This is a genomic window from Bradyrhizobium sp. ISRA442 (genome assembly GCF_038085055.1).
Classification (GTDB): Bacteria; Pseudomonadota; Alphaproteobacteria; order Rhizobiales; family Xanthobacteraceae; genus Bradyrhizobium.
Window position 1 is genome coordinate 153,760 of sequence record NZ_JALGCN010000002.1, and the last position, 24,685, is coordinate 178,444.

General features: G+C 64.8%; 22 protein-coding genes and 1 pseudogene. 13 read left to right on the forward strand and 10 right to left on the reverse strand.

What is annotated here, in order from left to right; genetic code table 11:
- Positions 1-4 precede the first annotated feature (4 nt).
- Complete coding sequence (locus MTR72_RS03830) at positions 5-1,078, forward strand: malate/lactate/ureidoglycolate dehydrogenase (protein WP_280965103.1); 1,074 nt, start codon at positions 5-7, stop codon at positions 1,076-1,078.
- Between the two features lie 229 nt (positions 1,079-1,307).
- Here the strand turns inward: MTR72_RS03830 and MTR72_RS03835 are convergent, their stop codons facing one another.
- Positions 1,308-2,381 carry a tartrate dehydrogenase gene (locus MTR72_RS03835; protein ID WP_280965104.1) on the reverse strand — a complete coding sequence of 358 codons (1,074 nt, stop codon included), beginning with the start codon at positions 2,379-2,381 and terminating at the stop codon, positions 1,308-1,310.
- A 153-nt stretch (positions 2,382-2,534) separates the two neighbouring features.
- On the opposite strand from MTR72_RS03835, the gene MTR72_RS03840 reads away from it, so the two are divergent.
- A complete protein-coding gene (locus MTR72_RS03840) occupies positions 2,535-3,311 on the forward strand; it encodes an SDR family oxidoreductase (RefSeq protein WP_280965105.1) in 777 nt (258 codons plus the stop codon).
- Positions 3,312-3,349: 38 nt separating this feature from the next.
- Entirely contained in the window at positions 3,350-4,768 is a 1,419-nt protein-coding gene (locus MTR72_RS03845) for an amidase (RefSeq protein ID WP_280965106.1), read from the forward strand.
- A gap of 154 nt (positions 4,769-4,922) precedes the next feature.
- Here the strand turns inward: MTR72_RS03845 and MTR72_RS03850 are convergent, their stop codons facing one another.
- Together MTR72_RS03850 and MTR72_RS03855 are read right to left on the reverse strand one after the other, a co-directional pair.
- On the reverse strand, positions 4,923-6,029 hold the full coding sequence (locus MTR72_RS03850; RefSeq protein WP_280965107.1) for an amino acid ABC transporter permease: 1,107 nt from the start codon (positions 6,027-6,029) through the stop codon (positions 4,923-4,925).
- 2 nt (positions 6,030-6,031) lie between these two features.
- Positions 6,032-7,219: an amino acid ABC transporter permease gene (locus MTR72_RS03855; protein ID WP_280965108.1), complete on the reverse strand. Its 1,188-nt coding sequence runs from the start codon at positions 7,217-7,219 to the stop codon at positions 6,032-6,034.
- 88 nt (positions 7,220-7,307) lie between these two features.
- Here MTR72_RS03855 and MTR72_RS03860 point away from each other — a divergent pair, with 88 nt between their 5' ends.
- The 4 genes from MTR72_RS03860 to MTR72_RS03875 all read left to right on the forward strand — a co-directional run bounded on the left by MTR72_RS03860 (position 7,308) and on the right by MTR72_RS03875 (position 11,362).
- The gene (locus MTR72_RS03860; protein ID WP_341510111.1) at positions 7,308-8,180 is read left to right on the forward strand and encodes a MurR/RpiR family transcriptional regulator; all 873 of its coding nucleotides are present in this window, start codon (positions 7,308-7,310) and stop codon (positions 8,178-8,180) included.
- Between the two features lie 2 nt (positions 8,181-8,182).
- Complete coding sequence (locus MTR72_RS03865) at positions 8,183-9,532, forward strand: aspartate aminotransferase family protein (protein ID WP_280965110.1); 1,350 nt, start codon at positions 8,183-8,185, stop codon at positions 9,530-9,532.
- A 12-nt stretch (positions 9,533-9,544) separates the two neighbouring features.
- A complete protein-coding gene (locus MTR72_RS03870; protein ID WP_280965111.1) occupies positions 9,545-10,558 on the forward strand; it encodes an amino acid ABC transporter substrate-binding protein in 1,014 nt (337 codons plus the stop codon).
- A gap of 153 nt (positions 10,559-10,711) precedes the next feature.
- Positions 10,712-11,362 (forward strand): aspartate/glutamate racemase family protein, encoded by a 651-nt coding sequence (locus MTR72_RS03875; protein WP_280965112.1) that lies wholly within the window; start codon positions 10,712-10,714, stop codon positions 11,360-11,362.
- Here the strand turns inward: MTR72_RS03875 and MTR72_RS03880 are convergent.
- Positions 11,359-12,006: a TetR/AcrR family transcriptional regulator gene (locus MTR72_RS03880; RefSeq protein WP_280965113.1), complete on the reverse strand. Its 648-nt coding sequence runs from the start codon at positions 12,004-12,006 to the stop codon at positions 11,359-11,361. The two genes, MTR72_RS03875 and MTR72_RS03880, sit on opposite strands and share 4 nt — an antisense overlap.
- Before the next feature lie 151 nt (positions 12,007-12,157).
- On the opposite strand from MTR72_RS03880, the gene MTR72_RS03885 reads away from it, so the two are divergent.
- Genes MTR72_RS03885 through MTR72_RS03905 form a run of 5 tightly spaced genes read left to right on the forward strand, consistent with a single transcriptional unit; the run spans position 12,158 to position 16,918 of the window.
- A complete protein-coding gene (locus MTR72_RS03885; RefSeq protein ID WP_280965114.1) occupies positions 12,158-12,367 on the forward strand; it encodes a ferredoxin in 210 nt (69 codons plus the stop codon).
- Positions 12,368-12,424: 57 nt separating this feature from the next.
- The gene (locus MTR72_RS03890) at positions 12,425-13,645 is read left to right on the forward strand and encodes a cytochrome P450 (protein ID WP_280965115.1); all 1,221 of its coding nucleotides are present in this window, start codon (positions 12,425-12,427) and stop codon (positions 13,643-13,645) included.
- Between the two features lie 32 nt (positions 13,646-13,677).
- Positions 13,678-15,000: an MFS transporter gene (locus tag MTR72_RS03895; RefSeq protein WP_280965116.1), complete on the forward strand. Its 1,323-nt coding sequence runs from the start codon at positions 13,678-13,680 to the stop codon at positions 14,998-15,000.
- Between the two features lie 3 nt (positions 15,001-15,003).
- The gene (locus MTR72_RS03900) at positions 15,004-15,669 is read left to right on the forward strand and encodes a sulfite oxidase-like oxidoreductase (RefSeq protein WP_341510112.1); all 666 of its coding nucleotides are present in this window, start codon (positions 15,004-15,006) and stop codon (positions 15,667-15,669) included.
- Positions 15,670-15,694: 25 nt separating this feature from the next.
- Positions 15,695-16,918: a bifunctional alpha/beta hydrolase/OsmC family protein gene (locus tag MTR72_RS03905; RefSeq protein WP_280965118.1), complete on the forward strand. Its 1,224-nt coding sequence runs from the start codon at positions 15,695-15,697 to the stop codon at positions 16,916-16,918.
- 9 nt (positions 16,919-16,927) lie between these two features.
- On the opposite strand, the pseudogene pdxR reads toward MTR72_RS03905, so the two are convergent.
- Positions 16,928-18,350: pseudogene (gene pdxR / locus MTR72_RS03910) on the reverse strand (MocR-like pyridoxine biosynthesis transcription factor PdxR).
- Positions 18,351-18,411: 61 nt separating this feature from the next.
- On the opposite strand from pdxR, the gene MTR72_RS03915 reads away from it, so the two are divergent.
- Positions 18,412-19,368, forward strand: a complete 957-nt coding sequence (locus MTR72_RS03915) for a DMT family transporter (protein WP_445819546.1) — start codon at positions 18,412-18,414, stop codon at positions 19,366-19,368.
- Here MTR72_RS03915 and MTR72_RS03920 read toward each other — a convergent pair.
- The 5 genes from MTR72_RS03920 to paaE form a co-directional block, all read right to left on the reverse strand.
- A complete protein-coding gene (locus tag MTR72_RS03920; RefSeq protein ID WP_280965120.1) occupies positions 19,347-20,405 on the reverse strand; it encodes a YeeE/YedE family protein in 1,059 nt (352 codons plus the stop codon). The genes MTR72_RS03915 and MTR72_RS03920 overlap by 22 nt on opposite strands.
- A gap of 2 nt (positions 20,406-20,407) precedes the next feature.
- Entirely contained in the window at positions 20,408-21,412 is a 1,005-nt protein-coding gene (locus MTR72_RS03925; protein WP_280965121.1) for a quinone oxidoreductase family protein, read from the reverse strand.
- Positions 21,413-21,614: 202 nt separating this feature from the next.
- On the reverse strand, positions 21,615-22,946 hold the full coding sequence (paaK, locus tag MTR72_RS03930) for a phenylacetate--CoA ligase PaaK (RefSeq protein WP_280965122.1): 1,332 nt from the start codon (positions 22,944-22,946) through the stop codon (positions 21,615-21,617).
- 34 nt (positions 22,947-22,980) lie between these two features.
- Complete coding sequence (paaI, locus tag MTR72_RS03935; protein WP_280971036.1) at positions 22,981-23,436, reverse strand: hydroxyphenylacetyl-CoA thioesterase PaaI; 456 nt, start codon at positions 23,434-23,436, stop codon at positions 22,981-22,983.
- Positions 23,437-23,492: 56 nt separating this feature from the next.
- Positions 23,493-24,575: a 1,2-phenylacetyl-CoA epoxidase subunit PaaE gene (paaE, locus tag MTR72_RS03940; protein ID WP_280965123.1), complete on the reverse strand. Its 1,083-nt coding sequence runs from the start codon at positions 24,573-24,575 to the stop codon at positions 23,493-23,495.
- Between the last annotated feature and the right edge of the window lie 110 nt (positions 24,576-24,685).

Genomic DNA, 24,685 nt, shown 5'->3' on the forward strand with positions numbered 1-24,685 from the left:
AACAATGGCCGATTACCGCACCATCAAAGCCGAGCCCCTCACCAACGTCATCCGCGCCATCGCCCGAGCGGGCGGCTCCACGGACCGCGAGGCGGACCTCGTTGCGACCAACCTCGTCGAGGCGAACCTGAAGGGCCACGACTCGCACGGCGTCGGCATGATCCCGCGCTATGCCGAAGCGGTCAACGAAGGCGGCCTCGCCGTCAACCAGCACGTCAAGATCGTGATGGACACGGGTCCCCTGCTCACCCTCGACGGCCTCACCGGCTACGGCCAGGTGATGGGCTATGAGGCGATGGAGCTGGGCGCCGAGCGCGCCAAGCGCAACGGCGTATGCGTGATCGGCCTTTCCAACTCGCACCATATCGGCCGCATCGGCCACTGGGCCGAGCAGTGCATCGACCACGGCCTGGTCTCGATCCACTTCGTCAACGTGATCTCGCGGCCCATCGTGGCGCCCTGGGGTGGCAGCGATGCACGCCACGGCACCAACCCGTTCTGCGTCGGCATCCCGCGCGCCGGCAAGGAGCCGATCGTGCTCGACTTCGCCACCAGCAAGATCGCGCAGGGCAAGACGCGCGTCGCCTTCAACAAAGGCGTTGAGCTCGAGCCCGGCACCATCATCGACAATGAGGGCAAGCCGACCGTCAATCCGCGCTACACCGTGATCGCGCCGCACGGCGCCATCTTGCCGTTCGGCGAGCACAAGGGTTCGGGGCTCGCGCTGGTGTGCGAAATCCTCGGCGGCGCGCTCTCCGGCGGCGAGACTGTGAAGGGGCCGGCCGACGGCAAGCGCCGCGTTCTCAACGGCATGCTCTCGATCATCATCGACCCGACCAAGCTCGGCACCGCCGAGAATCTGGCGCGCGAGGTCGAGAGCTTCGTCGCCTGGCACACCGGCTCGCCGCCCGGCCCCGGCGTCGACAAGGTCAAGATCGCCGGAGAGCCCGAGCGTGAGACCAAGAAGAAGCGGCTCGCCGAGGGCGTCCCGGTCGATCCGAATACGTGGCAGGAGATCCTGGACGCCGGGAAAAAGTTCGGCCTGGACCAGGCGGCGATCGAGAAGATCGCGGGGTGATTGGAGAAAGAAGCGCTATCTTTCGGTGTCGTCCCGGACAAGCGGAGCGCAGATCCGGGACCCATAACCACAGGACGTGGTTATGGGAAGGCTCGGGTTGCCAGCTCGCGCCACAACCCCTCCCTGGGGTTATGGGTCCCGGCCTTCGCCGGGACGACAACGGAGTTTGCCGCGATAGCGGAGTTAGCCAACGCAAGAGACAGTTAGTCCCTTTCGGCAGCTCCCTGCCCTAATCCACCATCTCTGCGACCGCCTTACCGCAGGCCGTGGTGTCGGCATTGCCGCCGAGGTCGCGAGTGCGCAGCGTGCGCTCGGCGAGCGTGCGTTCGATCGCATCGACGATCGATTTGCCGGCTTCCTTCTCTCCGAGATGCTCGAACATCATCGCGCCCGACCAGATCATGCCGATCGGATTGGCGATGCCTTGGCCCGCGATATCCGGCGCCGAGCCGTGCACCGGCTCGAACACCGAGGGGAAATTGCGCTCGGGGTTGATGTTGCCGGATGGCGCGATGCCGATCGTGCCGGTGCAGGCAGGACCCAGATCAGAAAGAATGTCGCCGAACAGGTTGGAACCGACGACCACGTCGAACCAGTCCGGGTGCAGCACGAAGTTCGCCGTCAGGATGTCGATGTGGTACTTGTCCCACTTCACGCCTGGATACTTCTTCGCCATCGCCTCCACGCGCTCGTCCCAATAGGGCATGGTGATGGAGATGCCGTTGGACTTGGTGGCCGAGGTCAGGTGCTTCTTCGGCCGCGACTGCGCGAGCTCGAAGGCGAATTTCAGGATGCGGTCGACGCCGGTGCGCGTCATCACCGTCTGCTGTGTGACGAATTCTCGATCGGTGTCCGGGAACATGCGGCCGCCGACGGAGGAATATTCACCTTCGGTGTTCTCGCGCACCACCCAGAAATCGATGTCACCCGGCTTGCGGTTCGCGAGCGGCGACGGCACGCCCGGCATCAGCCGCACCGGGCGCAGGTTCACATACTGGTCGAACTCGCGGCGGAATTTTATGAGCGAGCCCCACAGCGAGACGTGATCCGGAATCTTGGCCGGCCAGCCGACCGCGCCGAAATAGATCGCGTCGTGCTTGCCGATCTTCTCCTTCCAATCGTCCGGCATCATCTGGCCGTGCCTCTCGTAATAGTCCCAGGACGAGAAGTCGAAATGGTCGAAATGCACGGCGACCCCGTGCTTCTTCGCCGCCGCCTCCAAAACGCGCAGGCCCTCCGGCATCACTTCCTTGCCGATGCCGTCGCCGGGAATGACCGCGATGCGGTATTGTTTTTTGCTCATCGAGAACGTCCTTGGTTGGTCCGGCAGCCGCCGCGTTTTGATCGCCCTGCAATGGACCAAACTCGCGGGCAGTGCAACGCTGCACTGCAATGTTGACCATGGCGCGGCCGACCGCCTACTGATTTCATCCTGTTCCCACCGAGCGAGTCATCCATGGATCTGCATCTGCGTGGCAAGCGCGTCCTGATCACTGGCGCGTCCAAGGGCATCGGCGCAGCCGCCGCCGAGGCATTTGCCGAGGAAGGCTGTCATCTCCTGCTCGCCGCCCGCAGCGGCGACCAGCTCAAGGCACTGGCCGACCGCCTGCGCTCCGCGCACCAGATCGATACAGCGACGAGCGTGGTGGACCTGCGCAAGGCCGAGGACGTGGCGCGGCTCGCCAAGGAGGCCACCGACATCGACGTCCTCGTCAACAATGCCGGCGACATTCCCGGCGGCTCGATCGACAAGATCGACGAGGCCACCTGGCGGCACGCCTGGGAATTGAAAGTGTTCGGCTACATCAACCTGACACGGCAGGTCTACGCACAAATGAAGGCGAAAGGCGGCGGCGTCATCGTCAACGACATCGGCGCGGCCGGCGAGAAATTCGACGCCAACTACGTCTGCGGCAGCGCCGGCAATGCCGCGCTGATGGCCTTCACCCGCGCGCTCGGCGGCAAGAGCCTCGCCGACAACATCCGCGTGGTCGGCATCAATCCCGGCCCGGTCGGAACCGACCGCCACGTCACGCTGCTCAAGACGCGGGCCAAGCACCAGTTCGGCGACGAGAACCGCTACAAGGAATTCCAGAAGGGTCTACCGCTCGGCCGTCCCGCGCATGCGCGCGAGATCGGTGACCTCATGGCATTCCTCGCCTCGGATCGCTCCGGCTACACCTCGGGCGTGATCTACACGGTGGATGGCGGCATCAGCGCGGGGTGGAGTTGAGTTTTTCGACACCAAGAATTGGCACAGGAGTAAAATAATTGTCTCAAGACCTGATCCGCGAAACCGCATGCGCTGTCGTCGACAAGCTGCGTTCGGGCGACGTCACACCGCTCGAGCTGCTGGATGTGCTGGAGCAACGCATCGCGGAGGTCGACGACAAGGTCAACGCGTTGCCGACGCTGTGCTTCGATCGTGCGCGGGATAGCGCGAAGGCGCTGATGCAGAAGCCGGCCGGTGCGCGCGGACTGCTCGCGGGCCTGCCGGTGCCGATCAAGGATCTCTCCGACGTCGCCGGCGTCTTGAACACGCAGGGCTCGCCTATCTTCAAGGATAACATCCCCGCGAAGTCCGACCTCATGGTCGAGAATCTCGAGGCCAACGGCGCCGTCGTCTACGCCAAATCCAACACGCCGGAATTCGGCGCCGGCGCCAACACCTTCAACGAGGTGTTCGGCGCAACGCTCAATCCCTGGGATACATCGAAGTCGGCGGCGGGCTCCTCGGGCGGCGCGGCGGTGGCGCTCGCCACCGGCATGGCCTGGCTCGCGCAGGGCTCCGACATGGGTGGAAGCTTGCGCAATCCCGCGAGCTTCTGCGGCATCGTCGGCATGCGGCCGAGCATCGGCCGCGTCGCGCACACGCCGAAATCGGCGATCGACCGTAACCTCGGCGTCCAGGGCCCGATGGCCCGCAATGTCGAGGACCTTGCGCTGCTGCTCGATGCCATGAGCGGCGACTACGCGGCCGATCCGCTGTCGCTGCCGGCGCCCGCAGCCTCGTTCCTGTCGGCCGCGTGCTCCGGCAAAAAGCCGAAGCGCATCGCCTATTCACCCGATCTCGGCATCACGCCGGTCGACCCCGAGATCAAGGCGATCACGCGCAAGGCGGCGGAACGCTTCACTGAGGCCGGCGCCACGGTCGAGGAGGCTCATCCGGACTGGCGCGATGCGCATGAATGCTTCCATGTGCTGCGCGCGTTCGATTTCGCGATCAGCAAGGCGCAATTGTTGCGGACCAAGCGCGATCTCCTCAAGCCCGAGGTGATCTGGAACATCGAGGAAGGCCTCAAGCTCACGGTCGAGCAACTCGAACGCGCCGAGGCGCAGCGCGTCGGAATGACCGCGCGCGCGATCGAATTCTTCAAGACCTACGATCTGCTGCTGGTGCCGACGACGATCGTGCCGCCCTTCCCGGTCGAAAACCGCTATGTCGCCGAATGCGCAGGCAAGAGGTTTGACAACTATGTCGAATGGCTCGGCATCGTCTACGCCGTCACGCTCGCCTGCTGTCCGTCGCTGTCGCTGCCCTGCGGGTTCACCGCCTCGGGCCTGCCGGTTGGCATCCAGATTGTCGGCGCGCCTCGTGCCGACGCGCAGGTGCTAGCGGGTGCAAAGGCGCTGGAGGATATTCTGGATCTGCGCGAGACGACGCCGATCGATCCAAGGGTGAAGAAGTAACTTCTCTCGTGCCCCGGACGCAGCGCAGCGCTTCTTCAGCGGTGCGCTGCAGAGCCAGGGCCCATTCATCAACAATCCACTGTGCATCCTCTGGGTCCCGGCTCTGCGGCGCAGCGCTGACGCGCTGCACCTTGTCCGGGACACGAGGGAGACGTCACCTCCCGCGCGTCGCCTCCAGGCTGCGGCTGTAGCGCGACATGGCAAAGCAGAACGCAAAGTAGATCGCGGCGACGAAGATGTAGACCTCGACCGAGAACTGCTGCCAAGCGGGATCGATGATCGCGGTCTTGGCCGTCGTGAGCAGATCGAAGATGCCGATGATGAGGACGAGGCTCGTATCCTTGAAGAACGCGATGAAGGTATTCACCAGCGGCGGAATGACGTGGCGGATCGCCTGCGGCAGGATGATCAGTCGGTTCTTGCGCCAGTAGGATAGTCCGAGCGCATCGGCGGCCTCATATTGCCCACGCGGCACGGCCTGGAGGCCGCCGCGGATGACTTCGGCGAGATAAGCACCTGCAAACAGGATGATCGCTATCTGCGCGCGCAATAGCTTGTCGATATTGAAGCCGCTTGGCATGAACAGCGGAAACATCACGCTCGCCATGAACAGCAGGCTCACCAGCGGCACGCCACGGATCAGTTCGACATAGAGCACACTCAGCGAACGAATCGCCGGCAGCTTTGAACGCCGGCCGAGCGCGACGAGGATGCCGAGCGGAAAGCCGAAGGCGAGACCGAAGGTAGCGAGGATCAGCGTCACCGGCAGCCCGCCCCAACGGTCCTGCGAGACGAAGCTGAGCCCGAACACACCGCCCCACATCAGTACGCTGATCAAGGCCAGCGCGCCGACCCAGATATAGATCAGTTCGCGGCGCCACCAGGCGCGGCGCGTGGAGAGATAGAACAGCGCGATGAACAAGAGCACCGACAGCGCCGGCCGCCACTGCTCGTCGAACGGATAGGTGCCGAACAGGATGAAGCGGTATTTCTCGGGGATGATCGCCCAGCACGCGCCGATACCGCGGGCTGCGCGACAGGCGCTGGAATCGTTTGCCGGCGTCAGCCAGACGGCGTTGGCGATGCCCCATTGCACGAAGCTGAAGATACCCTTGGCGAGCACGGCCAGCAGCACCAGCGAAATGATGGAGTTTGGAATCGACGAAAACAGATTTGCGCGGAGCCAGCGCAGCACCGGGTTACCCGTTTGCGGGCGGCGTGCGGCGCGCGGTGCGTCCGGAACGTCGGTGATCACCGTCATGATCAGCGCTCCACCAGCGCGATACGCGCGTTGTACCAATTCATGAAGAAGCTGATGCCGAGGCTGATCGTCAAAAACACCGCCATGATCAGCGCGATCGCCTCGATCGCCTGCCCGGTCTGGTTCAGCGTGGTGTTCGCGATCGAGACCACATCCTGGTAGCCGATCGCGACCGCGAGCGAAGAGTTTTTGGTGAGATTGAGATACTGGCTCGTCATCGGCGGCACGATCACGCGCAGCGCCTGCGGCAGGATGATCTGCCGCAGCATGAAGCTGCGGCGCAGGCCGAGCGCATTGGCGGCGTCCCACTGGCCGCGCGGTACCGACTGAATGCCGCTACGCACGATCTCGGCGATGAAGGCCGATGTGTAGGTGATGAGCGCGATCAGCAGTGCAAAATATTCCGGCGCGAGCGTGAGCCCGCCGACGAAATTGAAGCCGCGCAGCTCCGGCCATTCAATTTTCCAGGACACGCCAAGCAGCACGGACACCAGCGCCGGCAGCACAACGATGAGGCCGAGGGCAATCGGCCACGCCTTGCGCGGCTTGCCGTCACGCATCTGCTGCGCGATCAACGCCCGCCGGATGACATAGAACGCGGCAAGGCCCAGCAAGGCCGTGCCGAGTACCCAAAGCTGGGGCATCCCGATCGGGATCGACGGCAGGATGAGGCCGCGATTGGACAGGAACACACCGTCGACCGGCCGCCACGCCAAGCGCGCGGCCGGCAGTGCCTGCATCAGCACGTACCAGAACAGAAGCTGAAGCAGCAGCGGGATGTCGCGCAGCACTTCGACATAAACGGCGGCGAGCCGCGACAACAGCCAGTTGGCCGACAGCCGCGAGATGCCGATCAGCGTACCCAAGATGGTCGCGAGCACGATTCCGATGACGGCAACGCGCAAGGTGTTGGCGACGCCAACGACGAAGGCCCAGAAGTAGGTGTCCCTCGGACTGTACGAGAGCAGGCTGTCTGCGATGGGCATGCCGGCCTCGCGGCCGAGAAAGGCAAAGCCGGTCGAGATACGGCGGGCCGAGAGGTTGGTGACGGTGTTGGACCAGAGGAAGGCGATGACCGCGACCGCGATCCCGACGACAAGAAGCTGCCAGAATAGGCCCTTGAGCTCTCGGCGTCCCCATGCGCCGAAAAAACTGCGGCGCGGCGGCGGTCTGGGATGATCGGTGGTCACAGCACAAAAATCCTTCGTCAGAGGCGGCGATTTCCGGCAGCGTACGTCAACTGTTGCACCAATCTGCAATTCGTGCAACAAATGTTTCATGGTCGAGCCCGCGAAATCCTCGCCCTTGAGCGAACTCTGCAGCGCATTGCCATCGCTCCCCCTGCGATTGCAGGAGGTCGGGCGTTTCGTGGCGGCCAATGATTACGACGCCACCACCCGTTCGATGCGCGATCTCGCGGCGGAAGCCGGCGCCGATCCCGCCGCATTCACGCGTCTTGCCAAGGCGATCGGCTATTCCGGCTGGGAGGAGTTGCGCGCAGCGCTGACGGAGGCCCGGCGGCCGTCGCAGACCTCCCCCTTCTCCGGACGCGCCAAAAGTCGTCGCCATGGCCCCAACGCCGATGTCACGCTCGTCACCGACAAACTGAAGGCAGAGGCCGCCGGTCTTCCGCGGATCCCGGCTCAATCGATCGCGGATGCCGCCCGCGCGCTCCACAGCGCAAAGCGGATCTGGATCGCGGGCTATCGTAGCTGCCGCAGTGTCGCGGAACTGCTCAACTACGAGCTACGGCTGTTCCGACCCGATCAGGTGCAGATCGTCGGCGGCTCCGGGCCCGATGACCTCGATCTCGGCGCCTTCCGCCCCGGCGAAGCCGTCATCGTCATCGGCTTCATGCCCTATACCCACGCGAGCGTCCGTGTCGCACGGGCCGCCTACCGTGCCGGTGCGACGCTGATAGCGATCGCCGATAGCGTGTCGGCGCCAATGGCCGAGGGCGCCGATCAGGTGCTGCTGTTCGAAGCGGCTTCGCCGCCCGGCTTCTTTCCGAGCCTCACCGGCGCCATCGCAATCGCACAATCGCTGGCGGCGGTGACGTTCTCGCTCGGCGGCATGACCGCGAAGAAACGCCTTGAGGACACCGAGGCGCGGCTTGCCGCAGCCTCCACCTACGTCTCAGAGAAAGGTTGACCATGGCCGTTCGCACCAGCCGCGTGCTGCACCGTTCGTTGCGCGAAACGCCACCCAAGGCGATCGGCGGCGAAGGCGTCTATCTCTTTGCCGAGGACGGCCGGCGCGTGATCGACGCTTCCGGCGGCGCAGCCGTTTCCTGCCTCGGCCACCAGCATCCACGCGTGATTGCGGCGATAGCTAAGCAGACCTCGACCTTGGCCTATGCCCACACGGCGTTCTTCTCGTCCGAGCCGGCGGAAGCGCTGGCCGAGATGCTCGTCGGCCATGAGCCCGGCGGCCTCGCCTACGCCTATTTCGTCAGCGGCGGATCGGAGGCAATCGAAGCCAGCATCAAGCTTGCGCGGCAATACTTCATCGAGCGTGGCGAGCCGCAGCGGCAGCATTTCATCGCGCGCCGGCAGAGCTATCACGGCAACACGCTCGGTGCGCTCGCCGCCGGCGGCAATGCCTGGCGCCGCGCGCCCTATGCGCCGCTGCTCTCGGCCGCGTTCAGCCATGTGGCGCCGGCCTTCGCCTATCACGAGAAGCACGACGGCGAGTCGGATGCCCAATTCGTGGCGCGGCTTGCCGCCGAGTTAGAGGCCGAATTTCAGCGGCTCGGCCCCGACACCGTCGCGGCGTTTCTCGCCGAGCCCGTCGTCGGCGCCACTGCGGGCGCCGTGACGGCACCGGACGGCTACTTCAGGGCGGTGCGCGAGATCTGCGAGCGGCACGGCGCGCTGCTCATCCTAGACGAGGTTATGAGTGGCATGGGCCGCACCGGCACCACGCATGCCTGGGAGCAGGAGGGCATCGCACCCGACATCCAGGCGATCGCAAAGGGGCTCGGCGGCGGCTATCAGCCGATCGGCGCGATGCTCGCGAGCGGCAAGATCATCGAGACGATTCGCGCGGGAAGCGGCGCTTTCCAGCACGGCCATACCTACCTCGCCCATCCCCTCGCCTGCGCGGCCGCGCTCGCGGTGCAGGAGGTGATCCGCGAGGATCGCCTGCTCGACCGGGTGAAGGAGCGTGGCAAGCAGCTCGAGCAGCGCCTCATCGAGCGCTTCGGAAATCACCGCCATGTCGGCGATATCAGAGGCCGGGGCCTGTTCTGGGCAATCGAGCTCGTCGCCGATCGCGCCAGCCGCACCTCGTTCGATCCCGCGCTCAAGCTGCACCAGAAGATCAAGGCCGAGGCTTTTGCCAACGGGCTCGGCTGCTATCCCGGCGGCGGCACCGTGGATGGTGTTCGCGGCGACCATGTGTTGCTGGCCCCGCCCTATATCGCCTCCGCGGAGGAGATCGACCTGATCGTCGACAAGCTCGGCACGGCCGTCGACAACGTGTTGCGTAATGTCAATCACTGAGGGGAGACTAGTATGATGAGGAAAGTGGTTATCGCGGCAGGTGTTTTCGTGGCATCGACGGCGATGGCGTCGGCCGCGACGCTGGATACGGTGAAGAGCCGCGGCACGCTGGTGTGCGGCGTCAGCACCGGGTTTGCCGGCTTCTCCGCGCCGGACTCGCAAGGCAACTTCAAGGGCCTCGACGTCGACTATTGCCGCGCGCTCGCGGCCGGCGTGCTCGGCGATCCCAACAAGGTACGCTACGTCGCGCTGACCGCGCAGAACCGCTTCACCGCACTGCAATCGGGCGAGATCGACGTGCTCTACCGCAACTCGACGCAGACCTATTTGCGCGGCGTCACGCTCGGCCTCCGCCAGGGCCCGATCAACTTCTACGACGGCCAGGGTTTTGTCGTGAAGAAGGATCTCGGCGTGAAGGAGCTCAAGGATCTGAAGGGCGCTACCGTCTGCGTCGCGCAAGGCACCACCCATGAGGTCACGCTCGGCGACTACGGCCGCGCCAACGGCATCGACTGGAAGCCCTTGGTGTTCGATCGCGTCGACACCATGTACCAGACCTTCTTCGGCGGCCGCTGCGATGCCATGACCCAGGACGCTTCCGCGCTCGCCGGCGCGGTGACCACAGCAGCGCCAAACCCGGCCGACTACGTCGTGCTGCCGCAGACCATCAGCAAGGAGCCGCTCGGGCCCTTCACCCGCAACGGCGACGAGGTCTGGAGCGATATCATCACCTGGCTGCATTACGGACTGATCGAGGCCGAGGAACTCGGCGTGATGCAGGCCAATGTGGAGGAGATGACGAAGTCGAGCACGCCCGCGATCCAGCGCCTGCTCGGCGCTTCCGGCGACCTCGGCTCGCGACTGGGGCTCGATAACAAGTGGCTGGTCGCGGCGATCAAGGCCGGTGGCAATTACGGCGAGATCTATGACCGCAACGTCGGCAAGGCGAGCCCGCTCAAGCTCGAGCGCGGCCTCAACGGGCTCTGGAGCAAGGGCGGTTTGATGTACGCCATCCCGTTCAAGTAGACACTCGCGTGTGTCCCCGGACGCGCTGCAGCGTGTAACGCTGCTGCGCTGAGCCGGGACCTAGTGGCCACGAATGAGTCCCGGCTCAGCAGCGCAATACTGCGCATTGCGCTGCGTCCGGGGCGCGATACCTTCGCCAGGTAACAAGGTTCAATGACGACGCCTCCTCGCATCGCCCTCATCCACGCCCTCAAGCATTCCATCGCGCCGATCGAGGCTGCGTTCGCAAAGGCCTGGCCGCAGGCGCGGCTGATGAACCTGCTCGATGACAGCCTTTCGGCAGACCTGGCGCACGACGGCGAGCTCAGCGACGCCATGACCGAGCGCTTCCTCGCGCTCGGCGATTATGCGGTGGCGACGGGGGCAAACGCGATCCTGTTCACTTGCTCGGCCTTCGGTCCCTGCATCGAGGCGGTGGCGCGCGCGCATGCACCGATGCCGGTGCTCAAGCCCAACGAGGCGATGATCGAGCGAGCCGTGACGATGGGCAGGCGGATCGGCCTGCTCTCGACCTTCCCGCCAACGCTGGTCTCGATGCCGCCGGAGTTTCCGGCCTCGGTCCAGGTCGTACCGAAGCTCGCCGAGGGCGCGCTGGCCGCGCTCGACCGCGGCGACCGCGCCGAGCATGACCGGCTGATCGCTCAGGCTTCGCGGGACTTGCGCGACTGCGACGTCGTCGCGCTCGCGCAGTTCAGCATCGCCGCCACGGCGCCGCTGGTCGCGGAGGCAACCGGGCGGCCCGTCGTGACCACACCGGACAGCGCGGTCGAGAAGCTGATGACGCTGCTTGGCGCGAAGGCTTAAGCGCTGGCCTTGTTCCGGCGCCGCGCGTCCTTGATCGCGGCCGCAAGCGCAGTCTTCGTCTCGTTGACGAAATCCTCGACGAGTTCTTCACGCGTGGCATGCGCCGCCTCCCCGGTGAACAGGCCCTGCTCGGCCAGCATCACTACGCCGTGCAGCGCCGCCCAGATCTTGAGCGCCTGCCGCTCGCGCAAGTAACCCACAGCCGGTGCATCCAGAGCTTCGATCACGAGTGCGAAGGTCTCGCGCGTGGCCTCATGCAGCTCGCTGCCCTTGGCCGCGCATGACACTGTGCGCGATGCGAACATCAGACGATAGATGCCGTTGCGGCGGAGGCCGAAATCGAGCGTCGCCTGGGCCAGCCGGGATAGTTTCGACTGCTTAGACGGCTTCGCCATCGCCGCGCGCAGCACGGCGGTGAATTGCCGGAACGCCTCAGTCGTCACCGCCGCGAGCAGCGCCTCGCGGTCGGCGAAATGCCGGTACGGTGCCGGCTGCGAGACGCCGAGCTCTTTCGCCAGCGCCTTGATGCTGATCGCCTCGGCTCCGGCCTGCTCCGCTTCGCGCAAGGCGGCCTTGATCAGAGCGTCGCGGAGATCGCCGTGATGATAGGTGTTCTGCGGCTTGCGGACGAGTTGTGACGGCATGTTGACGCGAAACCTATAAGTTTGCGCTTGACAGGGGAAGCCCACCGCGAATGTAATATACTATAACTTAGATCGGCGAAGGGCGCCGATAAATCGAACATGGGGAAACGCGTCCGGCCTTCCAGGCCCGCGCATACGACCGAGGACGCCAATGGCAGAGCGACTCAAGGTTCACGTTGATCCGGACAAATGCCAGGGCCACGCCCGCTGCAAGGCACTGGCGCCGGAACTGTTCGAGCTCGATGAATACGGCAACGCCCGCGAGGCCGGGGACGGCACCGTGCCGGCCGGGCTGGAAGACAAGGCCTGGCTTGCCAGATCCAACTGCCCGGAAATCGCGATCGACGTAATCAAGGAATAGCGCGCCTTTCACGACGCGCGTGCCTTCAGCGAACACCAGCTTCGAGGATTCCCTGAGATGTCCGACGTCAGCCAACCCGTTGTCCATCCGCCCGTCACCGACTGGCTCAACGATTTCGACCACACCGATCCGCAATGGACGGAAGATCCCTTCCCGATCTGGGACGAGCTGCGCGCCGCAAGCCCGGTCGTGCACACCAGACGCTTCCTCGGCTGCTACCTGCCGACGACCTATGAAGCGGTGCGCGAGATCGCCAACGATCCAGAGCATTTCTCCTCGCGCCGCATCATCGTGCGCGACGTGCGGCCCGAGGTGACCCAGAACGCCGCCCCGCCGATCACCTCCGATCCGCCCGCGCACAAACCGGCCAAGCAATTGCTGCTTCCGCCGTTCACGCCCGACGCGATGAAGAAGCTCGAGCCGCGGGTCCGCGCGATCTGCAATGAACTGATCGACGGCTTCATCGGCGAGAAAAAGGTGGATGCGGCGGCACGCTACACCAAGCACATTCCGGTGCGTGCGATCGCGCATATGCTCGGCATTCCCGAAAGCGACAGCGACCTCTTCATCAACTGGATCCACATGATCCTGGAGCTCGGCATCAAGGACGAGAACCTGCTGCTCCAGGCCGTCCACGAGATGAGCGACTATTTCAGGGCGCATATCGAGCAGCGCAGGAAGCACCCGACCGACGATCTCATCTCCTATCTGATGAATGCCAGGAACAAGGACGGCCAGCCGCTGGAGGAAGCGCACGTACTGGGCTCGCTGCGGCTGCTCCTGATCGCCGGCATCGATACCACCTGGAGCGCGATCGGTTCCTCGCTCTGGCATCTCGCCCGCACGCCGGCCGACCGCGAGCGCCTGATCGCCGAACCCAAGCTGATGCCGACGGCCGTCGAAGAATTCTTGCGCGCTTATTCCCCGGTGACGATGGCACGCGAGGTGGTCAAGGAGAGGACGGTCTCGGGCTGCCCGGTCAAGCCGGGCAACATGGTGCTGCTGTCCTTCCCGGCAGCCAACCGCGATCCCAAGATGTTTCCGGACGCTGACAAAGTTGTGATCGACCGGCGGGAAAACCGCCACGCCGCCTTCGGCCTCGGCATACACCGCTGTGTCGGTTCCAACCTGGCGCGGATGGAGATGCAGGTCGCGCTGGAGGAGTGGCTGAAGCGGATTCCGGATTTCCGGCTCGACCCGGCAGGCACCGTGACTTGGTCGCAGGGCACCGTGAGAGGCCCCCGCCAGTTGCCATTTCTGCTTGGAAAGGCGATGTAGGCCTCTCCAAAACCAGAGCGGAGAGGCCGGATATGACAGAGCAAGCAATCAAACCGGCCTCCGAGCATTTTGACGTCGCCGATGCCAAGCGGCGGATCAAGGCGATCTTCATCGGCTCCGTCGGCAATCTCGTCGAATGGTATGATTTTTACGCCTATACGGCGTTCGCTCTCTATTTCGCTCCGGCTTTCTTCCCCGGCAACGATCCCGTTGTCCAACAATTGAACGCCGCGGTCGTGTTCGCCGCGACCTTCCTGATGCGCCCCTTGGGCGGCTGGTTCTTCGGCTATCTCGCTGATCATTTCGGCCGGCGCATTTCGCTGACGCTGTCGGTCGTCTTCATGTGCTTCGGCTCGCTGATCATCGCGGTGACGCCGACCTACGCCACGATCGGCTTCGCCGCGCCCGCGATCCTGGCGCTGGCCCGCGTGATCGAGGGCCTGAGCCTCGGCGGCGAGTACGGCGCCAGCGCGACTTACTTGAGCGAGGTCGCCGACCCCCGGTACCGCGGCTTTTATTCAAGCTTTCAGTACGTCACCCTGATCGGCGGCCAGCTCACCGCGATCATCGTGCTCTTGCTCCTGCAAAAGGTCTTCCTCACGCCGGAAGAGCTGAAGGGCTGGGGCTGGCGCATCCCGTTTGCGATCGGCGCGATGCTGGCGATCTTCGCCGCGGTGATGCGGCGCAGCCTGCATGAGACCGAAGCGTTCGAAGAAGCCAAGAAGGTGGTCAAGCCGACCGGCTCGATCACCAACCTGCTGAGATATCCGCGCGAGCTGCTATTGGTGATGGGCCTCACCGCCGGCGGCACCGCAGCGTTCTATACCTTCACCACCTACATGCAGACCTTCGTCAAGCTCTCGGTCGGGCTGACCGAGGACCAGACCACCTTCGTGATCTTCGGCACGCTGATCTTCGCGACCATCCTGCAGCCGATCTATGGCGCGATCTCGGACAAGATCGGGCGCAAGCCGCTCCTGATCTTCTTCGGCATCGCGGGCACGCTCTCGACCGTGCCGCTGCTGATGACGCTGAAAGAGACCAAATCGCCGTTCGTCGCGTTCGTCCTGATCTGCGCCGCCTGGCTGTTCGTGGCCGGCTACACCTCGATCAATGCGGTGGTGAAGGCCGAGCTGTTCCCGACCAATGTCCGCGCTCTGGGCGTCGGCCTGCCCTATGCGATCACCGTCTCGCTCTTCGGCGGCACGGCACCTGCGATCGCACTCTACTTCAAGAGCGTCGGGCGCGAGGAATGGTTCTACTTCTACCTCAGCGGCATCATCTGCATCTCGCTGATCATCTATGCTACGATGCGCGACACCAAGCATGCGTCCGCGATGCATCGCCACGAGTAGCCAATGGCCGACGAGAACGAGCCACCGCCCGACAGCAAGCTGACGCGCACCAAGGAGAAATGGGCGCGCGAGGGCCGCTTCCTCACCGGCAGGATCACGCGCCTGGAGGATCATCGGCTGCCGCCCGGCCAGCACCTCACCAAGGACTGGCCGGTGCTGGATCTTGGCCTTTCACCCGAGATCTCGCGCGAGCGCTGGCGGCTCGACGTCTATGGTGCGATCGACAATCCGCTGTTCTGGAGCTTTGCGGAGTTTAGCGCGCAGAAGCAGGCGCAATTCACCTCCGACATCCACTGCGTGACGACCTGGTCGCGCTATGACAATCAGTGGGAGGGCCTCGCAACGCGCGCGTTGCTCGCGATCTGCCAGCCCCGCGACGATGCGCGCTTCGTGGTGCTGCATTCCTATGACGGTTACACCACCAATCTCGCGCTGGAAGATTTTGCCGCGGAAGACGCTTTGCTCGCCCATAGCTGGTCGGGCCAGCCGCTGACGAACGAGCACGGCGGTCCGGTACGGCTGGTCGTGCCGCATCTCTATTTCTGGAAGAGCGCCAAATGGCTCCAGGCCATCGAATTCCTGACCGAGGATGCGCGGGGTTTCTGGGAAGTCCGCGGTTGCCATAACCGCGGCGATCCCTGGGCCGAACAGCGCTATTCGGGCGACTAGATTTCAAGCAGAACGGGGAAAGCCCATGGCTACGGAACGCTTTCAATTCCAGGGCGAAGGCGGTCATCAGCTTGCAGCGGCGTTGGAGTTGCCGGACGGCGAGCCGGCGGCCTACGCGTTGTTCGCGCATTGCTTCACCTGCGGCAAGGATACGCTGGCCGCCAAGCGCATCGCGGTGGCGCTCGCGGCCAAAGGCATCGCGGTACTCCGCTTCGACTTCACCGGACTCGGCTCCAGCGAGGGCGACTTCGCCAATTCGACGTTCTCTTCCAACGTCGCCGATCTCGTCCACGCCGCCGACCACTTGCGCAAAGTCCGCAAGGCGCCGTCGATCCTGATCGGACACAGCCTCGGCGGCGCCGCGATCCTTGCTGCGGCCGAGAAGGTTCCAGAGGCGAAGGCGGTCGCGACCATCGCGGCGCCGTCCGATCCGGCGCACGTCACCGGGCTCTTCAAAGAACATGTCGAAACAATCCGCTCGCAAGGCGAGCTTGAAGTGTCCCTCGCGGGACGTCCGTTTCGGATCAAGCGCGAATTCCTCGACGACATCGTCGAGCACGAACTGATGAAGGACGTCACCGGCCTGCACAAGGCGCTCCTGGTGATGCATTCGCCGGTCGACGACACTGTCGGTATCGAAAATGCGACCAAGATCTTCGTCGCGGCAAAACATCCCAAGAGCTTCATCTCGCTCGACCACGCCGATCATCTGCTCACGAAGCCTGCAGACGCGCTCTATGTAGCCGACGTGATCACAGCCTGGGCGAGCCGCTACATCGAGACGGCAAAGCCGGCAAGGGCGATGGATCTCGCCGAGGCGCCGCGCCAGGTCGTGGTGCAGGAGACGCGCAAGAGCAAGTTCAACCAGATCGTCTCGGTCGGGCCGCATCGCCTGGTCGCGGACGAGCCGGTTGCCGTCGGCGGCGAGGATGCCGGCCCCGGACCCTATGATTTCCTGCTCGCCGGCCTTGGCGCCTGCACCTCCATGACGATGCGGCTCTATGCCGACCGCAAGTCGCTGCCGCTCGACCGCGTCACCGTCACGCTGAAGCATTCGAAGATCTACGCCAAGGATTGCGCGGAGTGCGAGACGCGCGAGGGCATGCTCGACCAGATCGATCGCGTGATCGCGATGGAAGGCACGCTCGATGCCGAACAGCGCAAGAAGCTGATGGAGATCGCCGACAAGTGTCCGGTACACCGAACGCTGACCTCGGAGATCCGCATCGTGACGAAGGCCGCGGATTGAGGTATCGCTCTAGAAGCAGGACGTCATCGTTCGCACGGCCGCGCTGATCTCGTTCTCGCGCCATGCCGCAAAGCCGAGCAGCAGGCCGTGATCGCGCGGCTGGCCGAGCGACAGGCTCGATAGCGCCCGCGTCTCGACTCCGGCCGCGACCAGCCGTTTGACCGCCGCCCGGTCCGTGCTGCCGCGCTTGAGGCGCGCAACGAGCTGAATACCGCCCGAGGGCACCTCCGCCTCGAGAACATCGCCCAGACGGCGTTCCATCTCGCTGACGAGATGATCGCGGCGCGCATGATAGAGACGGCGCATCCGCCGGAGATGCGCGAGAAAATGCCCATCGGCGATGAACTCGGCCAGTGCTTCCTGGATATGGCTGGCCGCGATCGACCCCATGTGCCGCTGCGCGATCTCCAGCGTATCGCGCAGGGCCGGCGGTGCAACGAGGTAGCCGAGCCGGATGTCCGAGGTCATCGCCTTTGAAAAGGTACCGACATAGAACACGCGGCCATGGGCATCGAGCCCTTGCAAGGACGGCACCGGCCGGCTGTCATAGTGGAATTCGCCGTCGTAATCGTCTTCGATGATCCAAGTCTTGCCCGGCCGGCTTGCGGTGAGAAATTCGGTGCGGCGGGCAAGCGACATCAAACGCCCCGTCGGGTGCTGGTGCGACGGCGTCATGAAGATGAGCTTTGGCGCGGCCATTCCGGTCACCCGCTGCATGCCCTGCTCGTCCAGCCCCCAGGCCAACCACGCGCGCGCCGGAGGCGCGGAAGGCGGCCGCAGCGCCGGGATAGCCGGGATCCTCGACCCAGACCTCATCTCCGGGCGTGATGAGGGTGGCTGCAATCAAGGTCAGCGCCGCCTGCGCGCTCGGCAGGATCAAGATCTGCTCTGACGCCGCGCGCACGCCCCTGTTGCTCGCGAGGTAGTGCGCCAACGCCTCGCGCAGACGCGGCCGGTTGATCGGTCCGAGCTCGCGTTTCGCAGCGCGCACGGCGCTGCGGCGCAGGCAGCGCGCCCAGATCTCGTTCGGAAACTCCCGGGCATCGGCGTGGCCGGGCCTCAGGGGTCGCAACCGCGCGAGATAGGACATCGGCCAATCCGTCTCGCGCAGCCTCGAGGCCCAGGGCGAGAGCCGGGGTTGCACACGCGATGTTGCAACGCCTGTGCGTTCGATGCGTTCGCCACCCTCGACCATCACTACCGGACGCCTGCCGTGGGACATCTCCAGGTAACCCTCGGCGGCGAGCTGCTCGAACGCGAAACTGACGGTATTGCGCGACACGCCGAGATCGCTCGCGAGCCGGCGGCTCGACGGCAGCGCACGACCCTTGCCGAGCCGCCCGCTTGCAATCAGGCGCCTGAGCTGGCTCGTCAATTGCGCCACCAGCCCTTCCTCGCTGGATCGCTCCAGCACGATCAGCCCGGAAATCATCGTCTCTAGAACTGGCACTTTGATTCTTTCAAATCTGGCACTTTTTTGAGTGCCAATTGCGATGCTATCTGTCGGACTACGCCGCTTCAAGGATCTTGCAATGAACACCTCCCTGTCACCCCGCGCGGCCGTAGGCCTGTTCGTCATCGTCGTTTTGGCCTGGGGCGTGAACTGGTCGGTAACGAAGCAGCTGGTGCAGTTAGTGCCGCCGCTGTGGAGCGCGGCAATCAGGAGCTGGATCGCGCTCATCGGTCTGTTCGTGATTCTGCGCGCAAGCAATAATCTGGTCATTCCGGAGCGACACGACGTCCCCGTGATCCTGAGCGTGTCGCTGCTGCACATGACGCTATTCTCGACGTTGGCGGCCGCGGGCTTGCGCTTCATTCCCGCCAGCAAGGGCGTCGTGCTCGGCTACACGACGCCGCTCTGGGTGGCGCTCGCCGCGCCCCTGCTCGGCAAGGACACGCTGACCGCGCCGAAGCTCGGCGGCGCGTTGCTGGGCCTGGCCGGACTTGCCGTGATCCTGAATCCATCCTCGATCGATTGGACCAACGTCAACGTCGTGCTCGGCGCCGGCATGGTGATCCTGGCCGCCATCTGCTGGGCCGCGAACATCATCTATCTGCGCTCGCATCGCTGGATCGCGTCCCCGCTCCAACTCCTGATCTGGCAGGTGCTCGTGGCAACGGTGGTGCTATCAGTCGCGGCGACGATTGCGGACGGCCTGCCGCACGCCGAATGGTCGTGGCGGCTCGTGCTGCTGTTCCTCTATTCAGGCCTGATCGGGACGGCGCTGGCCTATTGGGCGATGTCGATGGTCAACAAGAGCATCTCGGCCTTGACGACGTCGCTGGGCACCACGGGGACGCCGATCGTCGGCATCGCCAGTGCTGCGGCCCTCCTGGGCGAACCCATCGACATCAGCCTTGCCGTCGCGGCAGCGCTGATCGTCGCGGGCATCGGCCTCGCCACTCTGACCGACCGGCCACTGCGCGGTCAGGCGACTGCGAGAGGCTGAACGCGCAGCGCACCGCGCAAGCCCGCAGCAGTGCCGAGCAGGATACCGGCGACCGCGACGAATGACGCCAGTGCGAGGGTGGACAGGCCGGTGAGCCCCTGCCCGATCGAGCAGCCGAACGCCATCACGCCGCCGATACCCATCAGCGCTGCGCCGCTGGCCGAGCGCAGCATGTGGCGCGGCGAGGAATAGCCTTCGAGCTTGAAACGACCCGTGGCCAGTGCCGTCACGAGGCTACCTGCGAACACGCCGGCGACCGTCGCGATGCCGAAGTTCGGCGTCAGGCCGGTCGAGAGCATGGCGTATTGCAGCGCGTCCGCAATCGGCGCGATGAAGGTGAGCGAGGTGACCGGTACCGGGTTGAAATCATCGGCACCGAGGTAACCTGTGACGAACCAGCCGCCGGCAACGAGGAGGCCGACGATGATGCCGGCCGCGATCTGGCCCGGCGAGCGCCGGAAACTGGCGTGAGCGAATGCAAAAAGGATCAGGGCGACAGCGATCGCGGCTGCGGCCAGCGTGCGCGAGACGGCTTCGCCAAGGCCAAGCGTTGCCAGCAGGGACGGCAGCGAGTTCGCGTTCACCGTGCCCTGCGAGGCTTGAACGAGCGCGATGCGCGCCGGCGCGATCAGGCCCTTGAGCGTCATCTGTGCGGCGATGGCGAGCACGATCACGACGACGAAGGAGCGGAGATTGCCGCGGCCGAGCAGCACCAGCGCACGCGAGCCGCAGCCGTTCGACAGCACCATGCCGTAACCGAACAACAGGCCGCCGAGGAACAGCACCGGCGCCGAAAACGTCTGCTGCAGATAGATCGACTTGCCGAGATCGATCGTGCCGCTGCCGGCAAGAAGCTGGCTCGCCGCAATCGCGACGGCGATCGCCAGCGCATAGGTGCGCACCAGCCGCCCGTCTCCCTCCGCGAGCCAGCCGCGCATGCTGCTCATCAGGCAGAAGCCACTGAGCAGGCCGACGGCGCCGTAGATCAGGCCGATGGCGAGGCCGGCGAGGATGACGACTTGCGCGGACGATTCCATGACTACGGCTTCAGGATCACGCGATCGCGCGAGGAGCCGGCGACGGCGACATACGCCTCCTTGGCGCGCTCCAGCGGATAGATCGCACTCGCCCTGATCGGGAACGGCTTCAAGTGGCCGCTCGCAAAGCCGGGGCCCAGGTCGCGCAGCACCGCGCCGGTTGCCGCCGACGAGAGGCCGAGCGTATCGATGCCCACATAAGTGTGCTGTCCCCGGTAGAATTCGAGGATGTTGAACTGCACGATGCGGTCGATCGCGGCAATCAGGATCTGGCGGCCACGAAGTGCGAGCGACTTGTGCGCGGCCTGAAAATAGGGATCGCCGACGGTGTTGAAGACGAGGTCGACGCCCTTGCCGCCGGTCACATCGCGCACGCGCGCCGCGACATCGGTTGCGGAGGCATCGATCACCTCGATGGCTGCGTTGGTATGGCCTTCATAGGCTTCGGCCTTGCGCACCACGCCGATGACGCGCGCGCCCTGCCAAGTCGCGATCTGCACCGCGGCCTGGCCGACCTTGCCGTTGACGCCAAACACCAGCACGGTCTCGCCGGTCCTCGGCACACCGGCGCGACGAAAGCCCTCCATGGCGGTGACGAAGGGCACACCGATGCCGGCCGCCTCCTCCCAGGAGACGGTCTTCGGCCTCTCCACCACTGCATCCGTCTCGACGACGAGATGGGTGGCATGGGTGCCGTCGCGGCGGATGCCGAGATCGCCGGAGGAACCGAACACCTCGCGGCCGACCGTGCCGGCCGGGCCATCGATGACCACGCCGGCATAGTCGCGGCCGGGCGTACGCGGGAACACGGCATAGGGCATCAGCCCGGTCGCGGCCTTCACGTCGGACGGATTGACGGCGGCGGCCTTGACCTCGATCAGGAGATCGTTTGGACCGCGCGTGAGCATGTGCCGTTCGACGACCGGCGCCAGCGCGGCGGCGGTCTCAGCCTTGGCATTGAGGCGCACGCAGCGCGCTTCGACGGCGTTGGTATCGGCTGGTGACATCAAAAGACCCACGATTTCTCGCGGGCCTTGTCGCCCTTGCGGAGACTCAAGTCAACCTGCCCCCTCATCCTGAGGAGCCTGCGAAGCAGGTGTCTCGAAGGATGAAGGCCGCCTCGCAGCAGCCGGTCTCGTGGTTCTCGCGGCGATACGAGGCATCGTCCGCTACACGGCGCTGACGCGCTCCTCACCATGAGGGTCGAGGCTAGTCCTTCGGCCGCTTGTCGTAGACCCGCTTGGCCTTTCCGAGCGACCGCTCCAGCGTGGCCGGCGCGACCGCCTGCACCTTCGCCGTGACGCCAATGGTGTTCTTGATGTGGGTCGAGATCCGCTCGGCGTGCTCGACGAGCCCGCGGCCGTCCCAGCTTTCGGGCCGCGCCTCGGCGATGATGGTCAGCTCGTCCATACGGCCTTCGCGCGTCAGTTCGAGGATGAAGTGGCCGCCGCACCAATCGGTCGCGAGCAGCACCTCCTCGATCTGGGTCGGGAACAGGTTGACGCCGCGCAGGATGATCATGTCATCCGAGCGCCCCGTCACCTTCTCCATGCGCCGCATGCCGGGGCGCGCGGTGCCCGGCAACAGCCGCGTCAGGTCGCGGGTGCGGTAGCGGATCACCGGGAAGGCTTCCTTGGTCAGCGACGTGAACACCAGTTCGCCCTTCGCGCCATCCGGCAGCACCGCGCCGGTCTCGGGATCGATCACCTCGGGATAGAAGTGATCCTCCCAGATGTGCAGGCCGTCTTTGGTCTCGATGCATTCCTGCGCGACGCCGGGACCGATCACCTCCGAGAGGCCATAGATGTCGGTCGCGTCCATGTCGAAGGCCTCTTCGATCTCGCCGCGCATCGCATTGGTCCAGGGTTCGGCGCCGAAGATGCCGACCTTGAGCGAGCACCGGCGCGGATCGAGCCCCTGGCGCTTGAACTCATCGAGGATCGCCAGCATGTAGCTCGGCGTCACCGTGATGATATCAGGACGGAAATCGTTGATGAGCTGCACCTGCCGCTCGGTCATGCCGCCCGAGATCGGCACCACGGTACAGCCGAGCTTTTCCGCGCCGTAGTGCACTCCTAACCCGCCGGTGAAGAGGCCATAGCCATAGGCGTTATGGATGATCATGCCGGTGCGGCCGCCGGCGGCGCGGATCGAGCGCGCCATCACTTCCGACCACGTATCGATATCGCGTTGGGTGTAGCCGACCACGATCGGCTTGCCCGTCGTGCCCGAGGAGGCATGCACGCGCACCAGCTTTTCGCGGGGAACGGCGAACATGTTGAATGGATAGTTGTCGCGCAGGTCCGTCTTCACCGTGAACGGAAACTTTGCGAGGTCGGACAATTCGCGAAAGTCAGAGGGATGCACGCCGGCCTTGTCGAAGGCTTTGCGAAAATGCGCAACATTGTCGTAGGCGTGCTTCAGCGACCAGGCCAGGCGCTGCGTCTGCAACGCCATGATCTCGTCGCGCGACGCGCGCTCATGCGCGTCCATCTCCGGACTATAGGTGCTGCCACCTTCCTTGAGCCTGGTCAGAGCCATCCTCGTTTCCCCACATCATTGGTTTGTTTTTTCTTTAGTCTTGATGACCTTGCGTCGGCAGCCACGTGCCGGGAATGACACGCGAGTGCCCGCGAAACTCAGCGATGACGGTGTCGCCGACAGTGACGCGCACGTCATAGATGCCCGAGCGTCCGCCGCGGCTGATCTCTCGGGCCTTCGCAATGAGCCGATCGCCGAGCCTGCCCGGCTTGATGAAGGTGATCTGCCCTTGCGCGGCGACCACGCGCTCATTGTGCGAGTTGCAGGCAAACGCGAAAGCCGAGTCGGCCAGTGTGAAGATGAAGCCGCCATGGGCAATGCGCTGGCCGTTGACCATGTCAGGCCGGACCGTCATTGCCAGCGTCGCAAAGCCGGGGCCGATCTCGACGATCTCCATACCGAGACCTTTCGAGGCATCGTCCTCCGCCCACATCGCGTCGGCGCAGGCGCGGGCCACATCTTCGGGCGACAGGGCTGCTTTGACGTTCACGCGCTTCTCCCGGCCAAATGTTTTTCCCATGATGTTCTGCTGCTTGGCGAAGCCTGTCAAACGTGGTCGTAGTCAACCACGACCCGCTCCGACGACGGCTTCGCCTGGCAGGTCAGCACGAAACCCGCCTTCAGCTCCCAGGGCTCCAGCGAATAATTGATGTCCATCGGCGCCTCGCCCTCGACCAGCTTGGCGCGGCAGGTCGAGCACATACCCCCCTTGCAGGCGAAGGGCAGATCGACGCCGGCACGCAGCGCGGCATCGAGGATCGCTTCGTCTTCGGCGACTGGAACATCGCGGCGCTTGCCATCGATAATCAGCGAGGCGATCGCCTTCGGCGGCGCGTCCACTGCGACAACCTTCTTTGTCCGAGGCTTTCCGCCGAATTCCGAGACGAAACGTTCGACATGGATGCGGTCCTCGGCGATGCCGATGTCGCGGCAGGTCGCCTCGATCTCCTCGCTCATGCCGAGAGGACCGCAGACGAAGACGTGATCGATGCTTTCCGCCGGCACCAGTGCGCGCAACAGCACTCTCACCTTCTCACCGTCGAGCCGGCCATGCAGGATGGGAATGTCCTGCTCCTCGCCGGAAATGACGTGGAAGATCGAGAGACGATCGATGAAGCGGTCCTTGAGTTCCTCGAGGTCCTCCAGGAACATGATGTTGGCGCTCGCGCGATTGCCATAGAACAGGAAGAAGCGGCTGCTCGGCTCACCCGTCAGCACGCCCTTGACGATCGACAGGATCGGCGTGATGCCGGAGCCGGCGGCAAAGCCGACATGGATGCGTCCGCTATCTGCCGATGGGATCGCACCGAAGCGGCCGGTCGGCGTCATCACGTCGAGCTCATCGCCGCATTTCAACTCGTCCGCAGCCCAGCTCGAGAACGCGCCGCCGTCGACCCTCTTCACGGCGATGCGGATCTCGCCGTCATCCGGACCGGAGCAGATCGAGTAGGAGCGGCGCACCTCCTCGCCATCGAGCGTGGTGCGGAGCGTGAGGTACTGGCCGGGCGAGAAGGCGTAATCGCTCGCAAGTTCGCTCGGGATGGTGAAGGTCATCGACACGGCGTCCGACGCCTCGCGGCGAAGGTCGTTGACGGCGAGGCGATGGAAGCGTGGTGCGGCTGCGGACATGATGAACACTCTAAGTTTGGCTCACCGGCGTCATTGCGAGCGCAGCGAAGCAATCCAGAATCCTTCCGCGGGAACACTCTGGATTGCTTCGCTGCGCTCGCAATGACGGT